This is a genomic window from Streptomyces sp. NPDC007205 (assembly GCF_040634095.1).
GTDB lineage: Bacteria > Actinomycetota > Actinomycetes > Streptomycetales > Streptomycetaceae > Streptomyces.
In genome coordinates, this window is sequence record NZ_JBEYEW010000038.1 from 1 (window position 1) to 21,744 (window position 21,744).

At 72.7% G+C, this 21,744-nt stretch carries 20 protein-coding genes; 11 read left to right on the plus strand and 9 right to left on the minus strand.

Going from position 1 to position 21,744, the window contains the following annotated elements; all coding sequences use genetic code 11:
• From ABZ624_RS35610 to ABZ624_RS35625, 4 genes are all read left to right on the plus strand, one after another.
• The coding region (locus tag ABZ624_RS35610; protein WP_360098540.1) for an alpha-glucosidase C-terminal domain-containing protein at window positions 1-255 on the plus strand (255 nt) is incomplete at its 5' end.
• Window positions 256-283: 28 nt separating this feature from the next.
• On the plus strand, window positions 284-1,648 hold the full coding sequence (locus tag ABZ624_RS35615; RefSeq protein ID WP_360098542.1) for a maltokinase: 1,365 nt from the start codon (window positions 284-286) through the stop codon (window positions 1,646-1,648).
• 4 nt (window positions 1,649-1,652) lie between these two features.
• On the plus strand, window positions 1,653-3,854 hold the full coding sequence (gene glgB, locus ABZ624_RS35620; RefSeq protein WP_360098544.1) for a 1,4-alpha-glucan branching enzyme: 2,202 nt from the start codon (window positions 1,653-1,655) through the stop codon (window positions 3,852-3,854).
• Between the two features lie 96 nt (window positions 3,855-3,950).
• A complete protein-coding gene (locus ABZ624_RS35625; protein WP_360098638.1) occupies window positions 3,951-5,039 on the plus strand; it encodes a glutamate--cysteine ligase in 1,089 nt (362 codons plus the stop codon).
• 9 nt (window positions 5,040-5,048) lie between these two features.
• Here the strand turns inward: ABZ624_RS35625 and ABZ624_RS35630 are convergent, their stop codons facing one another.
• Complete coding sequence (locus ABZ624_RS35630; protein ID WP_360098546.1) at window positions 5,049-5,282, minus strand: DUF6480 family protein; 234 nt, start codon at window positions 5,280-5,282, stop codon at window positions 5,049-5,051.
• A gap of 150 nt (window positions 5,283-5,432) precedes the next feature.
• Here ABZ624_RS35630 and ABZ624_RS35635 point away from each other — a divergent pair, with 150 nt between their 5' ends.
• From ABZ624_RS35635 to ABZ624_RS35650, 4 genes are all read left to right on the plus strand, one after another.
• Entirely contained in the window at window positions 5,433-7,328 is a 1,896-nt protein-coding gene (locus ABZ624_RS35635; protein WP_360098548.1) for an AMP-dependent synthetase/ligase, read from the plus strand.
• A gap of 151 nt (window positions 7,329-7,479) precedes the next feature.
• Complete coding sequence (locus ABZ624_RS35640; RefSeq protein ID WP_360098550.1) at window positions 7,480-7,914, plus strand: ATP-binding protein; 435 nt, start codon at window positions 7,480-7,482, stop codon at window positions 7,912-7,914.
• Between the two features lie 120 nt (window positions 7,915-8,034).
• A complete protein-coding gene (locus tag ABZ624_RS35645; protein ID WP_360098552.1) occupies window positions 8,035-9,408 on the plus strand; it encodes an NAD(P)/FAD-dependent oxidoreductase in 1,374 nt (457 codons plus the stop codon).
• A gap of 154 nt (window positions 9,409-9,562) precedes the next feature.
• On the plus strand, window positions 9,563-11,785 hold the full coding sequence (locus tag ABZ624_RS35650) for an FUSC family protein (RefSeq protein ID WP_360098640.1): 2,223 nt from the start codon (window positions 9,563-9,565) through the stop codon (window positions 11,783-11,785).
• 19 nt (window positions 11,786-11,804) lie between these two features.
• On the opposite strand, the gene ABZ624_RS35655 is transcribed toward ABZ624_RS35650, so the two are convergent.
• Together ABZ624_RS35655 and ABZ624_RS35660 are read right to left on the minus strand one after the other, a co-directional pair.
• Window positions 11,805-12,659: a SigB/SigF/SigG family RNA polymerase sigma factor gene (locus tag ABZ624_RS35655; RefSeq protein WP_360098554.1), complete on the minus strand. Its 855-nt coding sequence runs from the start codon at window positions 12,657-12,659 to the stop codon at window positions 11,805-11,807.
• 235 nt (window positions 12,660-12,894) lie between these two features.
• Window positions 12,895-13,326: an ATP-binding protein gene (locus tag ABZ624_RS35660; RefSeq protein ID WP_360098556.1), complete on the minus strand. Its 432-nt coding sequence runs from the start codon at window positions 13,324-13,326 to the stop codon at window positions 12,895-12,897.
• 125 nt (window positions 13,327-13,451) lie between these two features.
• Here ABZ624_RS35660 and ABZ624_RS35665 point away from each other — a divergent pair, with 125 nt between their 5' ends.
• Together ABZ624_RS35665 and ABZ624_RS35670 are read left to right on the plus strand one after the other, a co-directional pair.
• The gene (locus ABZ624_RS35665; protein ID WP_360098558.1) at window positions 13,452-13,694 is read left to right on the plus strand and encodes a hypothetical protein; all 243 of its coding nucleotides are present in this window, start codon (window positions 13,452-13,454) and stop codon (window positions 13,692-13,694) included.
• A 280-nt stretch (window positions 13,695-13,974) separates the two neighbouring features.
• The gene (locus ABZ624_RS35670; RefSeq protein ID WP_360098560.1) at window positions 13,975-14,433 is read left to right on the plus strand and encodes a cyclic nucleotide-binding domain-containing protein; all 459 of its coding nucleotides are present in this window, start codon (window positions 13,975-13,977) and stop codon (window positions 14,431-14,433) included.
• 1 nt (window position 14,434) lies between these two features.
• Here the strand turns inward: ABZ624_RS35670 and ABZ624_RS35675 are convergent, their stop codons facing one another.
• Entirely contained in the window at window positions 14,435-15,751 is a 1,317-nt protein-coding gene (locus ABZ624_RS35675; RefSeq protein WP_360098562.1) for an MFS transporter, read from the minus strand.
• Window positions 15,752-16,000: 249 nt separating this feature from the next.
• Here ABZ624_RS35675 and ABZ624_RS35680 point away from each other — a divergent pair, with 249 nt between their 5' ends.
• On the plus strand, window positions 16,001-16,252 hold the full coding sequence (locus tag ABZ624_RS35680; protein ID WP_360098564.1) for a WhiB family transcriptional regulator: 252 nt from the start codon (window positions 16,001-16,003) through the stop codon (window positions 16,250-16,252).
• A 24-nt stretch (window positions 16,253-16,276) separates the two neighbouring features.
• Here ABZ624_RS35680 and ABZ624_RS35685 read toward each other — a convergent pair whose 3' ends face one another.
• The 5 genes from ABZ624_RS35685 to ABZ624_RS35705 form a co-directional block, all read right to left on the minus strand.
• Entirely contained in the window at window positions 16,277-16,726 is a 450-nt protein-coding gene (locus ABZ624_RS35685) for a DUF6098 family protein (RefSeq protein ID WP_360098566.1), read from the minus strand.
• A 70-nt stretch (window positions 16,727-16,796) separates the two neighbouring features.
• Window positions 16,797-18,617, minus strand: a complete 1,821-nt coding sequence (locus tag ABZ624_RS35690) for a HAMP domain-containing sensor histidine kinase (protein WP_360098642.1) — start codon at window positions 18,615-18,617, stop codon at window positions 16,797-16,799.
• 35 nt (window positions 18,618-18,652) lie between these two features.
• A complete protein-coding gene (locus ABZ624_RS35695; RefSeq protein WP_360098568.1) occupies window positions 18,653-19,357 on the minus strand; it encodes a response regulator transcription factor in 705 nt (234 codons plus the stop codon).
• A gap of 20 nt (window positions 19,358-19,377) precedes the next feature.
• The gene (locus ABZ624_RS35700; protein WP_360098570.1) at window positions 19,378-20,112 is read right to left on the minus strand and encodes a L,D-transpeptidase family protein; all 735 of its coding nucleotides are present in this window, start codon (window positions 20,110-20,112) and stop codon (window positions 19,378-19,380) included.
• Window positions 20,113-20,154: 42 nt separating this feature from the next.
• Window positions 20,155-21,579 carry a M1 family metallopeptidase gene (locus tag ABZ624_RS35705; RefSeq protein WP_360098572.1) on the minus strand — a complete coding sequence of 475 codons (1,425 nt, stop codon included), beginning with the start codon at window positions 21,577-21,579 and terminating at the stop codon, window positions 20,155-20,157.
• Window positions 21,580-21,744: the final 165 nt, after the last annotated feature.

A 21,744-nucleotide genomic window follows, 5' to 3' on the forward strand; every position in this document is an offset into this window, starting at 1 on the left:
TCCAACCCGGCCGTCCTCGCCTTCCTGCGCGAGTACGAGGACGATCTCGTGCTGTGCGTCCACAACTTCTCCCGCTTCGCGCAGCCCACCGAGCTCGACCTCAGGGCGTACGACGGACGGCACCCCGTCGAGCTGATCGGCGGCGTGCGCTTCCCCGCCATCGGTGAACTTCCCTACCTGCTGACCCTGCAAGGCCACGGCTTCTACTGGTTCCGGCTCACCCGAGTCGCATCCCGCATCGGCCGCCGTCGCTGAACGCCCGGCGCCGAGGAAAGGACGCGTCATGCCGAAGACCATCACCGCACGACCGAGAAGCGCGGCCGGCCTCGAAGGACCCCTGGTGTCGCTGGGCGGGCTGCTGCGGCAATGGCTGCCGAGGCAACGCTGGTTCGCGGGCAAGGACCGGCCCGTCGCCGATCTGTCGGTGCTGTCCGTGACCGAGCTGTTCCCGGGATGCCTGCACCTGCTGGTGCACGCCTCGAACGCGCCCGTGCCCACGCCGGGCGGCACGCACCCGCCCGGCGACTGCTATCAGCTGCTGCTCGGCCTGCGCGAGCACCTCGCCCCCCGGCTGGAGCGGGCGTACATCGGGCGAGCCGAGCAGGGTCCGTTGGCCGGGCTCGCGGTGTACGACGCGCTGCACGATCCGCGCTCGGCGCATCTGCTGCTGGAGCGGCTGCGGCAGCCCGGCGTGGCCGGCCCGCTGCGGTTCGGGGCGGCCCCGGGCGCCGAGGTGCCCGGCGGGCTGCCGCCTCGCCTGCTGGACGCCGAGCAGTCCAACTCGTCGATCGTGTACGGCGACGCGTACATCCTGAAGGTCTTTCGCCGGATCCAGCCGGGCGTGAACCCCGACCTGGAGGTGACGGCCGCGCTGACGGCGCAGGGCTGCACCCGGGTGCCCGCGCCGGTGGCCTGGTTCGGTACGACCGCGCCGCAGCCGGCCACCCTGGGCGTGCTGCAGCCGTTCCTGCCGGATGCCGCCGACGGCTGGACACTGGCGCTGCGCGCGCTCGCCGCGGGCGACGACTTCACCGCCGAGGCCCATGAGCTGGGCCGGGCGATGGCCGAGGTGCACCTCGCGCTGGCCGAGGCGTTCGGTCCGGCCGGGCCGGGCGAGAACGGCCGTACGGCACAGGCGATGTGCGCACGGCTGGACGCGGCCGCGCACGCCGTACCGGGACTGCGGCCCTTCGTGCCGGGGCTGCGGGCCGCGTTCGGGGCCCTCGCCACCTGCGACAGCGGGCCGCCCGCCCAGCGCATCCACGGCGACATGCACCTCGGGCAGGTGCTGCGGGCCGGCCGCGACTGGTTCGTCATCGATTTCGAGGGCGAGCCGTCCCGGCCGCTCGCCGAGCGGTGCGCCCCGCACTCCCCGGTACGGGATGTGGCGGGGATGCTGCGCTCCTTCGACTACGCGGCCCGGCAGCGCCGTCCCTGGCGACCCGAGTGGGCGCGCCGCTGCCGGGAGGCGTTCTGCGCGGGCTACGCGGCCCGCGCGGGCTGGGATCCACGCAAGAAGCACGCGCTGCTGCGCGCGCACGAGACGGACAGGGCGGTGTACGAGGTGCTGTACGAGGCGAGACATCGTCCGGACTGGCTGCCGGTACCGATGGCGGCGATCAAGCGGCTCGCCGTGTGGGGAGGCTGACGACATGGCCCTGCGCGACACCGCGCTCCCCGAGGCGGCCGGCCCCAGGCCGCTCGCGGCCGTCCCTCTCGACCCCACCGACCGCGCCCGGCTGCTCGGCGGCGCCCACCACGATCCGCACGCCCTGCTGGGCGCCCACCCGGTCCCGGGCGGCGTCCTGTTCCGGGCGCTGCGCCCGAACGCGCGCTCGGTGAGTGTCGTGGTCGACGGGGTGCGGGGCGCCCTGCGTTCGGAGGGCGACGGTCTCTTCGCGGCCGTGCTGCCGTACCCGGAGATCCCCTCGTACACGCTGCTGGTGGCGTACGACGACGCCGAGCAGGAGGTGCACGATCCGTACCGGTTCCTGCCCGCTCTCGGTGAGCTGGATCTGCATCTGGTCCGGGAGGGCCGGCACGAGCAGCTGTGGCAGGCGCTCGGCGCCGAGCCGATGACGCACCAGGGGGTGGCGGGCACCCGCTTCACCGTGTGGGCGCCCAACGCCCAAGGGGTGCGGGTGGCCGGGGACTTCACGTACTGGGACGGCACGCAGTACCCGATGCGGTCGCTGGGCGCGTCCGGGGTGTGGGAGCTGTTCCTGCCCGGGATCGGCGAGGGCGACCGGTACAAGTTCGAGATCACCTCGCGCTACGGCCACCGCTTCCTGAAGGCCGACCCGATGGCGCGGCGCACGGAGGTGCCGCCCGACACGGCGTCGGTCGTCGCGGTGTCGCGGTACGAGTGGGGCGACGCGGAGTGGATGGCCCACCGGGGCGACACCCCCGTGCACCAGGCGCCGTTCTCCGTGTACGAGGTCCATCTGCCGTCCTGGCGGCCCGGCTCGACGTACCGGCAACTGGCGGAGGAACTGCCCGCCTATGTGCAGGAGATGGGCTTCACGCATGTGGAGCTGATGCCGGTCGCCGGGCATCCGTTCAGCGGCTCCTGGGGCTACCAGGTCACCTCCTACTACGCGCCGACGCCCCGCCTCGGCTCTCCGGACGACTTCAAGTACCTGGTGGACGCGCTGCACCGGGCCGGCATCGGCGTGATCATGGACTGGGTGCCGGCGCACTTCCCCAAGGACGACTGGGCGCTGGCCCGGTTCGACGGGGATCCGCTGTACGAACCCGGGAACCCGACGCGCGCCGAGCACCCGGACTGGGGGACGTACGAGTTCGACTACGGCCGGACCGAGGTGCGCAACTTCCTCGTCGCCAACGCCGTGTACTGGTGCGAGGAGTTCCACATCGACGGGCTGCGCGTGGACGCCGTCGCCTCGATGCTCTACCTGGACTACTCGCGCGACTCCGGCCAGTGGGAGCCGAACGTGTTCGGCGGACGGGAGGACCTGGACGCGGTCGCCTTCCTGCAGGAGATGAACGCCACCGTGTACCGGCGCTGCCCGGGTGTGGTGACCATCGCCGAGGAGTCCACGGCCTGGGACGGGGTGACCCGGCCGACGGACGGCGGCGGGCTCGGCTTCGGGCTGAAGTGGAACATGGGCTGGATGCACGACTCGCTCCAGTACATCCAGAAGGAGCCGGTGCACCGCAAGTACCACCACCACGAGATGACCTTCTCGATGGTGTACGCCTACAGCGAGAACTACGTCCTGCCGATCTCCCACGACGAGGTCGTGCACGGCAAGCAGGCGCTGGTGTCGAAGATGCCGGGCGACTGGTGGCAGCGGCGCGCCGACCACCGCGCCTATCTGGGCTTCATGTGGGCCCATCCCGGTAAACAGCTGCTGTTCATGGGGCAGGAGTTCGCCCAGGGAGCGGAGTGGTCCGAGGCGCACGGCCCGGAGTGGTGGCTGCTGGGCGACGACTACCACTCGGCCGGCGACCACCGGGGCGTGCAGGATCTGGTGCGGGACCTGAACGCCGTGTACCGGGCGACGCCGGCGCTGTGGCAGCGGGACACCGACCCGGGCGGCTTCCGGTGGGTGCTGTGCGATGCGGCGGACGACAACGTCTTCGCGTTCCTGCGGTTCGCCGCCGACGGCTCCCCCCTGCTCGCGGTGTCGCATTTCTCCCCGGTCGTCCGGCAGGACTACCGGCTGTGGGTCCCGGACGGGATCCGCGCGTGGCAGGAGGCGCTGAACACCGACGACGTCCGCTACGGCGGCAGCGGGGTCGGCAACGCGGGGCCGCTGAAGCCGGACGACGGCCTCCTGCGGCTCACGCTCCCGCCGCTCGCCACGGTCTGGCTGGCACCGGAGCGCTGAAGGGCGCAGGTGTCGGCGGCCCGCCGAGGGGCAGTCGGGGTCGTACAGACCCACGACTGCCCCTCGTGGCATGGACACAGAAGGGTGGCACCCACGTTGCGCACCGTCGGAGTGGAGGAGGAACTCCTTCTGGTCGACCCGGACACCGGTGAGCCGAAGGCGCTGGCCGCGGCCGTCCTCGCCCGTGTCGCCCATGACGACCCCGGTCAGCAGGTGTTCGAGAAGGAGCTGTTCCGGCAGATGCTGGAGTTCGCCACGCATCCGCAGGCGGACATGGCGGCCCTGGGCGAGGAGATCGTGCGCTGGCGCAAGGAGGCGGCCCGGCACGCAGGCGAGACGGGCAGCGCGGTCGTCGCGCTGGCCACCTCTCCCCTGCCGGTCAGTCCCTCCCTCAGCGTGAACGAGCGTTACCAGTGGCTGGCCGAGCGGTACGGGATACCCACCTGGGAGCAGCTGGTGTGCGGCTGCCATGTGCATGTGTCGGTGGAGTCCGACGAGGAGGGCATCGCGGTCCTGGACCGGATCCGCCCCTGGCTGCCGGTCCTCCGCGCGATCAGCGCCAACTCCCCGTTCTGGCAGGGAAAGGACACCAGCTACGCCAGCTATCGCAGCCAGGTGTGGAACCGCTGGCCGTCGGCGGGGCCGACGGAGCTGTTCGAGTCGGCGGAGCGCTACCACCGGCGCGTGACGGAGATGGTGGCCACCGGCGCCATTCTCGACGAGGGGATGGTCTACTTCGACGCGCGGCTGTCCGCCCGCTATCCGACCGTGGAGATCCGTGTGTCGGACGTCTGTCTCGGCGCGGAGACCGCCGCGCTGATCGCGACGCTGAGCCGCGCACTCGTGGAGACGGCCGCACGGGACTGGCGGGCCGGCCGGCCCGCGCCCGGCCACAGTGTGAGCCTGCTCAGGCTCGCCGACTGGCAGGCCGCCCGGTTCGGCCTGGAGGAAGACCTGCTCGACCCGCTGGCCCTGCGGCCCGTGCCCGCCCCGCAGGTGCTCCGCTCGCTGGTGGAGCACACCGGGGACGCGCTCACCGCCTGCGGCGACGCGGAGCGCGCCGAGCAGGGCGTCGCGGAGTTGCTGCGGCACGGCAACGGGGCCCGCCGGCAGCGCCGGCTGCTGGAGCGGACCGGCAGTCTGCGGGACGTCGTCACCGAGTGTGTGCGGCACACCCAGGGCTGAGGGCTCCGCTCAGAAGATGAGCGAGAGGGCGTACCCGAGGAAGCCCGCCGCGATCAGCACGACGAGGACGATGATCAGCGCCATCGGCGCCTTCGCCCAGCCTCGGTGCTGAACGTGCGGCTCCCGGGGGCCGGCCTCGGGCATGCTGCTCTCGGCGGGCGGGGTCTCGCCCGGCGGGACCGAGCCCCCGGGCTCCAGCCCGGTGGTGCGTTCTGGTTCCGGATCGGGGTTCACATGACTCATGTCTGCCGAGTCCCCAGGACACGCCCACATCATCAGTCGATCACGACTTCTCCGTTCCCGGCACCGAACGCGTTCCGCTGGGCTACATTCGAGCACCGCCGAGACAGAGCCGATCGGCGGTGTGACCCTCCGTACACCCAGGAGCAGCGCATGCGCGACGTCGCCCTCGCTCCCGCCGTTGCCCCGCCGCTCACCGGCGGTCTCGCCGACAGCGTCTTCGACGCCGCGGAGCGCCATCCGACGCTGCCGGTGCTCGCACACCGCGTGGATCCCGCCGCCACCGTGTGGCAGGAGGTGACGGCCGTCGAGCTGCGGGACGAGGTGGTCGAGCTGGCCAAGGGGCTGGTCGCCGCCGGGATCTCACCGGGCCACCGGGTGGCCCTGATGTCCCGCACCCGCTATGAGTGGACCGTCTTCGCCCATGCCCTGTGGGCCGTCGGCGCCGAGATCGTGCCGGTCCATCCGGCCGCCTCGCGCGACCAGGTCGAGTGGATCCTGCGGGACGCCGGCTGTGTGGCCGTGCTCGTGGAGGACGAGCAGGGCGTCATGACCGTCGGCACGGTGTGTGCCGGGCTGCCCCGGCTGCGCCACGTCTGGCAGCTGGACGCGGGCGCGCTGCCCGAACTCGTCCGGCAGGGCACGGTCGTGCCGTACACCACCGTGGAGTCGCTGCGCCGGATCGTGCTGCCGGACGCCACGGCGGCGGTCGTCTACACCTCCGGTACCACCGGCCGCCCCGAGGGCTGCGCGCTGAGCCACGGCGGCCTCGCCTACCCCTGCGACACGCTGCTGGCCGGCTGGGCGCACACCGCGGCCCCGCCGGGCGAACAGCCGTCCGTGCTGGCCTTCCTGCCCTTCTCGCACGTCTACGGCATCATGATCATGCTGATGTGCGTACGCGGCGGTGTCCTGATGGGGCACGAGCCGGAGCTGAGCGAGCCGGCCCTGGCGTCGGCGCTGGCCACGTTCCGGCCGACGTACCTGTACGGCGTGCCGTCGGTGTTCGAGAGGCTCTACAAGAAGTTCCGGCGGGCCGCCGGTCAGGCGGGCCGGGGTGCCCTGTTCGAGCGGGCGGCGCAGACGGCCCGGGAGTTCGCCGCGGCGGAGGAACGCCATCGGCTGGGCAGGGGGCCGGGTCCGGGGTTCGAGCTCCGGCTGCAACACGCCCTGTACGAGCGGACGGTGTACCGCAGGCTGCGCGCGGCGCTCGGCGGACGGGTGCTGCGCGGCACCTCCGGCGGTTCCTCGCTCAGCCGTGAACTCAGCTTGTTCTACGCGGGTATCGGGGTGTTCATCCACGACGGCTACGGCCTCACCGAGTCCTCGGGCGGGATCACCATGCAGCCGCTCGGCCGGGAGAAGCTGGGGACCGTGGGCCGGCCGCTGCCCGGCACCGAGGTCCAGGTGGCCGACGACGGGGAGATCCTGGTGCGCGGGCCGTCGGTGTTCCAGGGCTATGTCGGCGACGAGGCGGCGACGCGGGCCGTGCTGCGCGGCGGCTGGCTGGCCACCGGGGACATCGGGCGGCTGGACGCCGAGGGCTATCTGACGATCACCGGGCGCAAGAAGGACGTCATCGTCACCAGCGGCGGCAAGAGCGTCGCCCCGGCCCCGCTGGAGCAGCGGCTGCGCATGCATCCGCTCGTCCACCAGGCGGTCGTGATCGGCGACGACCGGCCCTGCGTCGGCGCCCTGATCACCCTGGACCCGGAGTTCCTCGCCGACTGGCGGGCCGCCCTGGCGCTCCAGGGCGGCCCGGGCCGGGAGAGCCGGGAGGAGAACGCGCTGCGGGAGGAGATCGCGCGGGCCGTCGCCTCGGCGAACGCCGCCGTGTCCCGTGCGGAGTCGATCAGGGTCTACCGTGTCCTGCAGGAGCCGTTCGCCGCGGACAACGGACTGCTCACGCCGTCGATGAAGCTGCGCCGGGACGTGATCGTGCGGCACTATGCCGCCGAGATCGACGCGATGTACCTGGCGCGGTACCGTGCGGCGCGGGGTCCGCGGGAGCCGGCGGACTGGGACGAGCCGGACGACGTCTTCCGCTGAGGGGGTGGAGCACGGGGACCGCGGGCCGGGGCGGACGGATAGCCCGCGCGGGGGCGGGAACCCGCAAGCCGGAAAGAGACCAGCACCTACGACCGTCCTGGGTCCAGGAGCCCGTCAGGGCCCCTGACCGGCCGGGACCGGGGAATGCGAGATGGCGACGGAGCCGCGTTGGGACGACACACCGTCCTCGGAGGACAGGTACGAGCGCACCTTCTCCTTCCCGGGCGAGCTGCGCAACGTCACGGAGGCGCGGCTTGCCGCGGAGGATTTCCTGTGCGCGCTCGCCACGCAGTCGCCGCCGTCCGCGCACGAGTACTGGGACGACATACTGCTGGTGGTGACGGAACTGGCCGCCAACGTGATCCAGTACGCGCCCGGGCCGTTCGGGCTGCGGATGCGCCGCACCTTCGACGGCGTGCATGTGACGATGCGCGACACGAGCACGACCAGGCCGGAACCCCGGCCCTTCCATCCGCGCACGGGCGGCGGCGGCATCGGCTGGCACCTGGTGCACACGCTGTGCACGCAGGTCAGCGTGGTCGTTCATGACGAGGGCAAGGACATCCACGTGTTCCTGCCCTGGTGACCACATGGTGTGTACGACGTGTATCTGTGCGACATCCGGTTACTCCATTCGGAGCGGGGGCATGCTGGTGCCCACGCGTTCCTCTGGCGTCGGTCGGACCGCCTGGAGCCGCAGAAAGGGATGAACACCGTGACACGACCCAGGATCCTGGTGGTTGGCGCAGGCTTCGCCGGCGTCGAGTGCGTCCGCCGCCTGGAACGGAAGCTCGCTCCAGCCGAGGCCGACGTCACCCTGGTGACGCCGTTCTCCTATCAGCTGTATCTGCCGCTGCTGCCCCAGGTGGCCTCCGGGGTGCTCACACCGCAGTCGATCGCCCTCAGCCTGCGCCGCAGCAAGAAGTACCGCACCCGGATCCTGCCGGGCGGCGCGATCGGGGTGGACCTGAAGGCGAAGGTGTGTGTCGTCCGCACCATCACCGACAAGATCGTCAACGAGCCGTACGACTACATCGTGCTGGCGCCCGGCAGCGTGACCCGCACCTTCGACATCCCGGGGCTGACCGAGCACGCCTTCGGGATGAAGACCCTCGCCGAGGCCGCCTACATCCGCGACCACGTCATCACACAGCTCGACCTCGCGGACGCCAGCGACGATCCGGCCGAGCGGGCCGCACGGCTGCAGTTCGTCGTGGTCGGCGGCGGATACGCGGGCACCGAGACCGCCGCCTGTCTGCAACGGCTGACCCACGCCGCCGTCACACGCTACCCCCGGCTGGACCCCGGCCTCATCAAGTGGCATCTGATCGACATCGCGCCCAAGCTGATGCCGGAGCTGGGCGACAAGCTCGGCCGCAGCGCCCAGGAGATCCTGGGGCGGCGCGGCATCGAGGTGTCGCTGGGCGTGTCGATCGACAAGGCCTCGGCGGAGGAGGTCACCTTCACCGACGGCCGGGTGGTGCCGACGCACACGCTGATCTGGACGGCCGGGGTGGTCGCCAGCCCGCTGATGGCCACGCTCGGCGCGGAGACGGTCCGCGGCCGGCTGGCGGTCACGCCGGAGATGTGTCTGCCGGGCCACGACGGGGTGTTCGCGCTCGGCGACTCCGCCGCCGTGCCGGACCTGGCCAAGGACGACGGCGCGGTCTGCCCGCCCACCGCGCAGCACGCCATGCGCCAGGGCAGGAAGGTCGCCGACAATGTCATCGCGACCCTGCGCGGTCAGCCGATGCAGCCGTACGTCCACCGCGACCTGGGCCTCGTCGTCGACCTCGGCGGCAAGGACGCGGTGTCCAAGCCGCTCGGTGTCGAACTGCGCGGGGTGCCGGCGCAGGCGGTGGCCCGCGGCTACCACTGGTCGGCGCTGCGCACCAACGTCGCCAAGACCCGGGTGATGACCAACTGGCTGCTGAACGCGGTCGCGGGCAACGATTTCGTCCGCACCGGCTTCCAGGCCCGCAAGCCCGCCCGCCTGAAGGACTTCGAGTTCACCGACGCGTATCTGACACCGGAACAGGTCCGGGCGCAAGTGGAGGGCAAGGCCCTGGAGGGACCGTGACCCCCTGAGGTGCCCCGCGCACCGGTGACCGGGCCCCCGGCCACCGGTGCGCGAGCGGCCCGGGCCCGCATGCGATGCTGGACCGTAGATCCATTTCGGGCACGGGAGAGAGCGCGGCGGCGTGGGCACAGCGGGACGGTCGGGGCGGGTACGGATGTGGGACCGGCTCGCGGCGTCCGATCCCGGGCTGCTCAGACTCACCGCCGGGCTGCGCACGGTCACCGCGATCGCGCTCACCCTCGCCGTCCTGGCCGCCCTGCGAGTGCCGGTGCCCCAGCTGGTCGCCGGTGCCATGGCGGCGATGGTGTCGACCTTCGCCATCCGGGAGAAGCAGCGCGGCCAGCAGGCGGTCACGCTCGCGCTGGGGCTGCCGGTGGCGCTGGCCTCGGTGTCACTGGGTGCGCTGCTGCACCAACTGGTCGTCGCCGGGGACCTGTTCTTCGTCGTCCTGATCTTCTGCGCGGTCTACGGCCGCCGGTTCGGCGACCGCGGTACCGCGCTGGGCCTGATCGGCTTTCAGGTCTACTTCCTCTCCCTGTTCGTGCACGCGACCGCCTCGGCGCTGCCCGCGCTGTACGGGGTGATCTGCGTGGCGTTCGCGTGCAGCGCCGCCGCGCGTTTCGTGCTGCTGCCGCAGACTCCGGCGGGCACCCTGGACCGGCTGCGGCGGGCGTTCCGCGCCCGGCTCGCGCAGCTGATCTCCGTGCAGGCCGCGTTGCTGGACGCCGGCCCCGGCGACGTGGAAAAGGTCCTGGACGACCTGCGCGCCGCCACCGCGCGGCTGCACGAGACCGCGCTGATGATCCAGGGGCGGCTGGAGGACGGCACCTCCGACGCGGCGGTGGCCCGGCTGCTGCAGCGCCGGGTCGCCGACGCCGAGATCGCCGCCGAGCGGCTGGGTCTGCTGCTGCTCACGGCGCGCAGCGCCGAGCGGACCGACACCCTCACGCTGCATCTGCCGGGCGCCCCACTGCCCTCCGGCGGTGAGCTGCCGGTACAAGACGAGGCGACGGCGGCGCTGCGCCGGGACCTGCAGGCGCTACGGCTGCTCATGCTGCGGCCGGTCGGCGAGGCGCGGGGCACCGCGCTCGCGCAGGTGCGCAACCGGCTGCTCGGCTACCGCGACGAGGAGAACCTGCCCACGGCCGCCCCGGCCGTGCAGGACGTCTTCCGCGGGCTCGGCGAGGCCGCCCGGGCCGCGCTGGGTCTGCGGCTGGCGCTGGACGGACCGCAGGACGACGCCGACGACAGCCCGGCGACGACCCGCTCGCGCGAGGAACTGGACGCGGAGGACGCCGCGATCGAGGCGGGCGAGGAGCGGGAGGCGGAGGAGCCGGAGCCGACCGGGCTCGGGCGGCCCACGACGCGGGCCGCGGTCCAGGTGGCCGTCGGCTCCGCGCTGGCCATCTCCGGTGGCGAGCTGCTGTCCAGTCAGCGCTGGTACTGGGCGGTGCTGACCTGCTGGATCGTGTTCATCAACACCGCCTCGACCGGTGAGATCCTGGTGAAGGGCTACCGGCGGCTGCTGGGCACGGTGCTCGGCGTGGTGGCCGGTATCGGCCTGGCCGGGCTGGTCGGTCACCACACGTGGACGGCGTTCGCGCTGGTGCTGGTCCTCATCTTCGCGATGTTCTACACGGCGCCGCTGTCGTACACGCTGATGTCGTTCTTCGTGACGGCGATGCTGGGGCTGCTGTACACGCTGCTGAACACCTACAGCATGGCGGTGCTGGTGCTGCGGGTGGAGGAGACGGCGCTCGGTGCGGCCTGCGGGGTGATCGCGGCGGCGGTGGTGCTGCCGATCCACACCGACCGCCGTACCAACGACCTCCTCGTCGCGGTCCTGAACCGGCTCGCGGAGGTCACGCGGGCCGCCGTGGACCAGCTGAGCGGCGAGGCGGGCGCCGATCTGGTGGAGCAGGCGCGCGACCTGGACCAGGCGCTGGCCGATCTGCGCGCCGCCACCCAGCCGCTGACCCATCCCATCACGCCGCTGCGCTCACGCCGTGACACCGCCCGGTATGTGGTGGCGCTGCTGGAGACGTGTGCCTACCACGGGCGGTCGCTCGCGGCCACGGCCGAGCTGCTGCCGACGCATCCGTCGATCGCGGCGGATCCCCGGCTGCGCGGGGCGTGCGGGCGGATCGTGCACAACATCGAGGCGATCGCCGCGCATGTGGCCGACCCACGGGCCACGGCGGAGATGAAGACCGGCGCCAGCATCGCCTCGATGCTGGCGCCGGGAACCCTGCGGACCCCCCGCTACGGCCGGGTGACCGACCGGGTGTTGCGCCATCTGCAGCGGTTGGACGAGGCGGTCTCGGGCCTGGCCCGGCCGCTGGGCCTCGCCACGGACGCGGCTCGGCCGTCGGCCTGACGTTCCGTCGTCCGCGCGTTCATATCCGGTCGCTCCCGCCGGCGCGCCGCCCCAGGGCCTCGTCGCGGACGCGGGCGCAGCTGCGGCTGATCAGCCGGGAGACGTGCATCTGGGAGATGCCCAGCCGGTCGGCGATGCGGCTCTGCGTCATGTCCTCGAAGAAGCGCATGTAGAGGATGGCCCGCTCCCGCTCGGGCAGCCGGCGCAGCCCCTCCCTTGCTGCCTCGCGGTCGACCACGACGTCGTACGCGGCGTCCGCCGCCCCGAGGGTATCGGCGAGGCTGTAGCCGTCCTCACCGGTGGACAGTTCGGCGTCCAGGGACAGGGTGCTGAAGCTTTCCAGCGCCTCCATGCCCGCGGTGACGTCCTCCTCGCTGAGGCCGGTGTGCGCGGCGATATCGGCGACGGTGGGTTCGGGGCTGCCGGGGTTCTGGGTGAGTTCCCGGCGGGCCACCCGCACCCGGTTGCGCAGTTCCTGCACCCGGCGGGGCACCCTGAGGGCCCACATCCGGTCCCGGAAGTGCCGCTTCACCTCGCCGGTGATGGTCGGCACCGCGTAGCTCTCGAAGGCCCCCCGGGACGGGTCGAACCGGTCGATGGCCTTCACCAGCCCGAGCGCGGCCACCTGCCGCAGGTCCTCGACGGACTCGCCCCGGTCGCGGAAGCGCCCGGCGATCCGGTGGGCCATGGGCAGCCAGGCGGTGACGAGTTCGTCGCGTACGGCGTCCCGCTCGGGGCCGTCGTCGAGTTCCGCCAGCCGGGCGAACAGCTCCGCGGTGGCGGGGGCGTCGTCGTGGGGCCGCCGGGCGGGTGCCGCGGCGGGCGCGGTCGTGGTGGGCGTGCCGGGACGGCTTGTCGACATGTCGGTCAGCATGCGGAATCGCTCCTGAACGTGGTTTCAGGGCGCACGGCCGGAACGAGGGTTCACGGCCTGGCCCGAACGGTGGTGTCAGGGTTCGCCGCGGGTCGGCCGCCCGGTCCGCCAGGAGGGGACCCAGGCGGTCGTACGGTTCCCGCTGGGCGCGCGCCTCCGGTCCGAAGCACGAGATTCCACCTGCCCCCGGCTCCGGGGAGCAAACACCACCGGGGCGGAACTTCCCGCACGGATTTCAGTGCAGCGGCACGACGGCCGTGATGCGCTTGCCGCCGCAGGGCAGCTCCGCCACCCGCACGTCCCGGGCCAGCCGGCACACGATGGGCCAGCCACGACCGCCGGGCCGGGCGTGGCCGCGCTCGTCGACGGGCGTGGCCACCGGCAGCTCGTCGCTGCGGTCGCTCACCGAGACCCGTACGCCGGCGGAGTCGACGTCCACGTCGAAGCCGGTGATGCCACCGCCGTGCAGGATGGCGTTGGTGGTGAGTTCCGAGGTGACCAGCAGGGCGTCCTCCATCGCCTCGGCGCCGCAGGACAGGGCGCGGGCCCGGCAGCGTTCGGCCACCACTCGCTGCACCGCTCTGCGGGCGTCGACGGGCCGGCACGGCAGTCGGCGGTACGGTTCCCGCAGTGTCACGGAGGAGCTGGTCCGGTGCTTGTCGAGCATCCCTGCCTCCCTGAACGGCGCCCGGATTGCATGAATCTCTCCCTTTTCGACTGACCCCTGGCGGCGCTGTCAAACACGGTCGGTGCCGATGCCATCACCACGGACCGGGTGGGTACCCGAGCGGTATGACCGATGTCGTGGACGCGGACGAGTTGTTGCGGCGCATCCGGCGCGGCCGGGAACGGGCGGCCGAGGAGGAGCGGGCCTGGCGGGAGCGCGCGCAGACCCTGACGGCGACGGACCCGGACGGCGCGCGTGAGGCGGCGGCCCGGGCGCGGGCGTTCGAGGCGGTGCTGCGGGTCATGGAAGAGATCGTCAGTCCGGGCCGGCCGCCGGCTGTGACAGAGGGCGTGAAACGGGTCACGTAACCCGCTTCCGGTTTCGGGAACGCCCGCAAGATGGTTTATCTTTCATGCATACGTGATGCCGGAGGGGACCGGAACCGTCCTTCCCCCCTCCCCGCGTCACCGCATACGGCCCTGGCTGGTCTCCCCCGTCCAGCCAGGGCTTTTTCTTGCCCGGAAACCGGCGGCGGACCCCAAGGCGACCAGGAAATCCGTGTCCTTCGAGGTGCCCGCAGCGGTGGCAGCGGCTGAAATGGGCTGAGAGGAAAGCATCCGAACCGCCTCCGGCGAGGAGTACCGCGCCATGACCAAAGCGATAAAACTGCTGACCGCCCTGCCCCAGGCGCAGCGCGAGCGCCTGATGGAAGTGGCCAAGGAGATCTCGTTCCCGGAGGACACCCGCATCTTCGAGGCGGGCGGCACCGCCGACCGGTTCTGGGTGATCCGTTCGGGCGCGGTCCATCTGGACACGCAGGTCACCGCCCGCCAGCGGGTCACGGTGGCGTCGCTCGGCGCGGGCGACCTGCTCGGCTGGTCCTGGCTGTTCCCGCCGTACCGGTGGGACTTCGGCGCGGTGGCCTTCAGCAACGTACGTGCCTACGAGTTCGACGGGCCCTCGGTGCTCGCACTGTCCGTGGAGGATCCGCTGCTCGGGCTGTCCCTGGTGCGGACGGTGGCCGAGATCCTCGCCCACCGCCTGGAGACCACCCGGGGCAAGCTGATGGACCAGTACGCCATCAAGCGCCGCACCGGACCGCTGTAGCTCAGATCCGGTACCGGCGCAGCGCCGGTACGGCCGCGGTCAGGGCCAGCATCCCCACGACGACCAGGGCACCGCCGCCCGCCACGGCGGCACGCGGGCCGAACGCCGAGCCGGCCGTGCCGTGCAGCACGTCGGCCAGGCGCGGTCCGCCCGCGACGACCACCGTGAACACGCCCTGCATCCGGCCGCGCATCTCGTCGGTCGCCGCCGACAGCAGGATCGCGCCGCGGAACACCATCGAGACCATGTCGGCGACCCCGGCCGCGGCGAGGAAGGCCAGGGCCACCCACAGGTTGCCGCTCAGCCCGAACCCGGCCACGGCCACGCCCCAGCCGACCACCGCCCCGATGACCATCCAGCCGTGCCGGCGGGCCCGCGAGAACGCCCCGGAGAACAGTCCGCCGAGCACCGCGCCGACCGGGATGCCGGCGAACAGCACGCCGAGCGCGAGCCCTTCGCCCCAGGAGTGGTACGTCTGCGCGGCCAGCTGCGGGAAAAGGGCGCGGGGCATGCCGAACACCATGGCGACGATGTCGGCGAGGAAGGACAGCAGCAACACCTTGTGCCGGGACATGTACTGGAACCCGGCGGCTATCTCGCGCACCCCCGCCCGGCGGGCGGCGGCCTCGCCGAGCGGCGGCAGCGCGGGCAGCCGGAAGACGGCCCACACGGTCACGCACAGCGCCAGCGCGTCGATCAGGTACAGCTCGGGCAGCCCGATGACCGGGATGAGCACTCCGGCGAGCAGCGGACCCGCCACCAGGCCGGTCTGCATCACCGTGGAGCCGAGCGCGTTGGCCGCCGGCAGTTCCCCGGCAGGGACCAGCCGGGCTATGGAGGCGTTGCGGGCCGGGGCGTTGAGGCCGAAGAAGGCCTGCTGGAACGCGAGCAGCACCATGAGCACGGCGGCGGACTCCAGCCCCGCGACGGCCTGCGCCCAGAACAGCAGCGAGGTCACCGCGATGCCGCAGTTGGTGACCAGCAGCAGCTTGCGGCGGTCCACGGTGTCGGCGACCGCCCCGCCCCACAGCGCGAACGCCACCATGGGCACGAGGCCGGCCAGGCTCGCGTAGCCGACCCACGCCGAGGAGTGTGTGATGTCGTAGATCTGCTTGGGCACGGCGACGGCGGTGAGCTGGCTGCCGACGGCGGTGACGATGGTCGACGTCCACAGGCGCCGGTAGGCGGGGATGCGCAGGGGACGGGTGTCCATCGCCCAGCGGCGCCAGCCGCGCCGGGGCGGGGCCGCCGCGTCCTCAGCGCCCTCCGCGTCCGTCGGGGAGGGGGGTCGGGTGGTACTGCTCTCGCTCGTGTCCACGTGTGTCCTGTTGGGGTGTGCTGGTGCCGACAGAGGTTGCTCGTTACATCTTTTCGCTTCGAGAGCCTAACTATCGGTGACGGCGGGCGCCTACTCGTCCCCGGCCGTACGCCGCGCCCGTGACCGGATCGCGGCCGTCACACAATCCCCTGCCGGATGCGCCGTTTCACGCCGTCCCGTCCGGTCACCCGAGTCCGACGTACGCATTCGACAGGCACGGACGACTTCGATCCGATCCAGGAGACTTCCATGGACAACTGGCGCGACCATGCCGCGTGCCGTCACGAAGACCCCGACCTGTTCTTCCCCATCGGCACCACCGGACCGGCGCAGGTGCAGGCGCAGCACGCCAAGGCGGTCTGCGCGCACTGCCCCGTCCGGGAGCAGTGTCTGGACTGGGCGCTGGAGACGGGCCAGGGCATCGGCATCTGGGGCGGGACGACCGAGCTGGAGCGCCGGGCGCTGCGCCGCCGCGCCCGCTCCCGTCCGCGCTCCGGCTGACCGGACACCCCGGGGATCCTGCGCTCAGCGGCCACCGCGGCGCAGGGTCCCCCACTCCCGCTCCTGCCGCGTCACCTCGGTCCTCGCCGCGTCGATCACCTCGTCCGCGATCCAGCACAACGGCTCGGCGTCGGTCACGAGCGGTTCGTTGTCGGGACCACGGCCCGTCTCCCTGCCCCGCAGGACCCAGGGACGTACGCCGGGGCCCTTGTCGTGCGGCAGGTGCGCGTAGTCGTACAGCCGGCGCGCCACCCACAGCTCCAACGAGCGGCCCTCCCACCAGTCCTCGACGTCGAGCGGATTGGCGGACAGTCCGGGCATGGGCACGCCCGTGAGGTCGTCGGTGCTGGAGGCTTCGGCGAGGTCACGGCCGGGTCCCCGGGACCAGCGCACGTACAGGCCGTGGTGCCCGTCCACCAGGCGGGCGACCTCGGTGAGCGTGGACAGGACCGGCAGGTCATCCGCTGCGCTCATGGCACCACCTCCCTGGACTGCACCGCGGGACCGGAGTACCCCTGGCGGGCGGGGGGAATCGGAGGCGCGATCAGGTGTCGTCGGCGGGCGGGCCGGCCGCGGGCAGCCGCAGCGTGAGGACCGCGCCCTCGGCGGGCTCGCACGCGGCCTCGGCCGTACCGCCGTGGGCCGCGACCAGGTGCCGCACGATCGGCAGACCGAGGCCGCTGCCGCCGGTGCGACGGCTGCGGGACTTCTCGGCGCGCCAGAACCGGTCGAAGACGTGCGGCAGGTCCTCGGGCGCGATGCCCGTGCCGGTGTCGGTGACGGTGAGGACCACATCGGGGCCGTCCCGGCGGGCGGCGAGCGTGACCGTGCCGTCGGCCGGGGTGTGCCGCAGCGCGTTGGAGACCAGGTTGCCGAGGGCCTGCCGCATCCGCACCGGGTCGGCGTCCAGCCAGGCGGCGGCATCGGCCTCGGTGCGCAGGGCGACCCCGGCGGCTCCGGCCGCGACCTGGTGGGCGGCGGCGACCTGGTCCAGCAGCTCCCCGGCGCGCAGCGGTTCGCGGTGCAGCCGCAGGGTGCCGGCGTCGGCGGCGGCGAGGTCCTGCAGGTCGTCGATGATCCGCTGCAGGACGAGCGCCTCCTCGTGCAGCGAGTCCAGCAGGGGCGGGTCGGGCTCGACGACCCCGTCGCGGACGACCTCCAGCCAGCCGCGGATGTTGGTGAGCGGGCTGCGCAGTTCGTGCGCGATGTCGCTGACCATCGCCTTGCGCTGGGCCTCCAGGCGTTCGCGGCGCTCGGTCAGGTCGTTGAAGGCCTCGGCGAGGATGCCGGTCTCGTCCCGGGTGGTCACCGGCACCCGTACATGCAGTTCGGGCGGCTGCTGCGCGGCCTCGGTCAGCGCGCGCAACGGCCGTACCAGCCGGATCGCGACGACGGCGGTGACGGCGACGGTGACGGCGAGGACCAGGCCGGCCGCGCCGATCACCTTGGCCTTGTTCGCCGCGGACATGTCGAAGCGCGAGGGGTTCTGGTCGCCGATGCCGAGGAACAGCTCGGCCACCGGGGCGACGTACGGCTCCAGTTGGGTCCTGCGGGCGGTCAGGATGCAGCGCTGGGCGGCCCGCGCCGTGGCCTCCTTGCCCGACTGGGCGTACTCGGCGACGAGATAGCCGCCGAAGGGGTCCTTGCCGCCGGGGTCGAAGAGGGGGAACGGCCGACCGCCGGGGTCCGGGCCGGCCCGGTTCAGGCAGGGCCGCGCGAGGTCCGACAGCTCGTCCAGGGCCTTCTGCTCCGTCGGTGTGGGGGTGTTCAGCCGCCCGTCCTCGCACACCGTCGCGCCGTAGCCGGTGGGATCGGTGCCGTCCGGGGTGCTGAGCACCGGCCGCCCGCTCGCCGTCCGTACGACGGTGGCCTGGAGGCCGTAGCGCTCGTAGCACTGCCTGCGCCGGGCGGCCAGCGTGTCCAGGCGCGCGCGTTCCTTCGCCGGGAGCCGGTAGGGACCGACCGCGCGCGGGTCGATGCCGCTGAGCTGGGCGCCGGTCTCGCTGTAGGTGTCAGTGCGCAGCGGGTCGACGGTGGCGGCGGCCCGGGGCGGCAGCGGGGTGCCGCGGGGCGCGGAGTCGGCGACGAGGGTGCGGTCGACGGTGGTGAGCGCGATCCGGCGCCCGGTCTCGGCGGCCAGGTCCCGCACGGTGCGCTGTACGTCCGTCCAGCCGGTGTGGGTGGCGGCGTACCCGCTGAGCCGGGCCAGGATGCTGTTGTCGGCCGCGAGGTCCTGGCCCTGCTCCTCCTTCAGGGCGCTGGTCGTGGTGGTCACCGCGAGCCAGGCGGTGGCGGCCACCGAGCAGAAGGCGATCAGGGCCGAGACGGACAGCAGCCGGACGAGCAGCCGTTTGCGCAGCGGCATCCGGCGTTTCGTGCGGATCGCCGGTGGCCGGCGCGTCACGGCCGCGCACCGCTCAGCTTGTAGCCGACCCCGAACACGGTCAGCAGCCGTGCCGGGCGGCGCGGGTCGGTCTCGATCTTGCGGCGCAGGTTCATGATGTGCACGTCGACGGCCCGCTCGGTGGAGGCCCGGTCGAAGCCGCGGGTGTACTGCAGCAACTGCCGCCGGGTGAACACCCGTTCCGGTTCCCCGGCCATGGCCAGCAGGATCTGGAACTCGGCGGGCGTGCACTCCACCGGTACGCCGTCGCAGCGCACCTCGTGCCGCACGGGGTCGACGCTGACCCCGGCGGCCCGTACGACGGGGTCGTCGTCGCGGGTGCCGACGCCGCGCCCGCTGCGTCTGAGGACCGTGCGGATGCGGGCCATCAGTTCGCGCGGGCTGTACGGCTTCGTCATGTAGTCGTCGGCGCCCAGTTCGAGGCCGAGCAGCAGGTCGTCCTCCGCGGAGCGGGCGGTGAGCATCACCACCGGGATGTCCGGGGCGTCGCCGCCGCGCAGCGCCCGGCACACGCCGAAGCCGTCGACGACCGGCAGCATCAGGTCCAGGACGACGAGGTCGGGCCGGAGCCGGCGGGCGGCATCGAGTGCGGCGGCGCCGTCGTGCACCACCGTGGCGGTGTGTCCCTCGGCCAGCAGGGAGCGGCGGATCAGTTCGGCCTGCTTGTCGTCGTCCTCGGCGACCAGTACATGTGCGCACACGAGTTCGGATCCTAGGCGGCTCAGCCGGCCAGCCAGTCGGCGTACCCCATGACGACGACCGGATGCCGGTCCGGGTCGAGGGTGCGCAGCAGTTCCTTCATGGGGGCCTTGGCGACGCTGACGCAGCCGTGCGTGGGTCCGCCGTGGTCGACGTGCAGCCAGACTCCGCCGCCGCGCTCCGGGCCGAGGGGCCGGGTCCAGTCCAGGGGCGAGGTGCCGGGCCTGCGGTTGTAGTCGACGGCGAGGACGTAGTCGAAGCAGCCGTCGAGCGGTTCGCCCTCGAAGCCGGTGCCCGGCGAGCGGAATCCGCTGGACTGGTGGTACGGCAGCTTGCTGCCGGGGTCCGGGAGCAGGCCGCCGGCGTCGGAGAGGGTGTAGACGCCGAGCGGGGAGCGCAGGTCGTCCAGCAGGTGATGGGCGCTCCAGCCGTGCAGCGCGTTGTGCGCGGGCCATGCGGTGCCCGCCTGCCAGCCCGTGGCGGTGCGTTCGTACAGGACGACCGTGCAGAGCGGGGAGTTCTTCCCGCGCCCGGTGACGACGACGGCCTGCCCGCACCGCCCGGGTATCGCCGCCGACCGTGTGGGGCCGAGGCCGGGTATGCCCGGCGGCGCCTGCTCCGCCTGGACATCGGGGGTGGTGGTCCGGGCGTCAGGGGTGGGGGGTGTCCGGCGCTCGGTGGCCTCGGCTCCGCCGCCGCAGCCGGTGAGCAGCAGCGGGGAGGCGAGGAGCGCGACGGCGGTTCTGCGTTGGATCATGGTGTCGACCCTGGCCGACACTTGTTTGGAAACGGTCAGGGTTCAGGCGTTGTCCGGCTTGCCTCTGGTGTACAGCCAGGTATGGAAGAGCGTGTCCAGCGACTTCCCCGAGATCCGCTCCGCCAGCCGCACGAACTGGGCCGTCGTACCGTGGCCGCCCCGGTGTTCCGTCGCCCAGGCGCGCAGGATCCGGAAGAAGTGCCGGTCGCCGACGGCCTTGCGCAGTTCGTGCAGCGTCATCGCGCCGCGGGCGTAGACGGGCGTGTCGAAGATGTTCTCGCCGCTGCCCGGGTCGCCGGGCGGGAAGGCCCACAGGTGGTCGCTCGCGGGGTGGGCGTAGAGGGCGTCGAAGGTCTCCTGGGCGCTGTCGCCGCCGTGCTGCTCCTCGTACAGCCACTCGGCATAGGTGGCGAAGCCCTCGTTGAGCCAGATGTCCTTCCAGGCGGTCAGCGAGACGGAGTCGCCGAACCACTGGTGGGCGTTCTCGTGGACGAGGGTGTCGATGTCGGGCGCGGAGTCGTAGAGCGGCCTGGTCTGGGTCTCCAGGGCGTAGCCGATGTCCGGGGCGTGGTCGACGATCGATCCGGCGGAGCGGAACGGGTACGGCCCGAACAGCTTGCTCTCCCAGTCCAGGACGGACGGCAGCTTCTTCAGCACCGGCGCGGCCTCGCTCGCCTCGCGCGGGTCGACGGCGTTGTACACGCGGATGCCGTCGTGGGTGGTGTACTGCTCGACCTTGAACGTTCCGACGGTGGCGGTGGCCAGGTAGGCGGCCATGGGCTGGGTTTCGCGCCAGTGGAAGGTCGTCCGTCCGTGCGCGGTGTGCTGGGCGAGCAGGGCGCCGTTGGCGACGGCCGTGCGCCCCTGCGGGACGGTGATCGTGATGTCGTACGACGACTTGTCCCTGGGGTGGCTGTTCGCGGGGAACCAGGTCATCGCGCCCTGCGGCTCGCCCGCGACGAAGGCGCCGTCGTCGGTGGGGATCCAGCCGTCTGCGGAGTCGTCGGGGTCGGTGACCGGCTTCGGGGTGCCGTGGTAGGCGACGGTGACCCGGAAGTCCCGGCCCGCGCGCAGGGTGCGGCGCGGGGTGACGACGAGTTCCTGGCCGTCGCGCCGGTAGGCCGCGGGCAGGCCGTCGACGGTGACGCCGGTGACCTTCAGGCCGGTGAGGTCGAGGTCGAAGCGGCTGAGGTGCTGGGTGGCGCGGGCGGCGAGCACGGCCTTGCCGTCGAGGTACGGAGCGTCACTCGTGTAGCGGAGCGTCAGGTCGTAGTGCCGGACGTGGTAGCCGCCGTTGCCGCTGAGCGGGAAGTAGGGGTCGCCCGCCCCGGCCGCGCCGGCCGTCCCCGCCGCGGGTGCGGTGGCGCCGACGAGTGCCGCCACGGCGACGGGCACGGTGGCGAGCACCGCCTCGCGGCGCAGGACGGCGGTACGGCGCCGGGCGGGCTGTCTGCAGGGTGGCGTCACGGGCGCTCCTCGGGAGGTGGCGGGTGATCGGCTGGCCGACAGACTAGGGCGCCGGTGCCCGGGACTCGCTCTTCTTGCGGTCAAGTCTCGTCGCGTCGCCGCCCGGCGGACCGGGGGCCACCGGGTTACGCTCGCGTCACCGTCCGCCGTGCCGGGAGGGAGTGA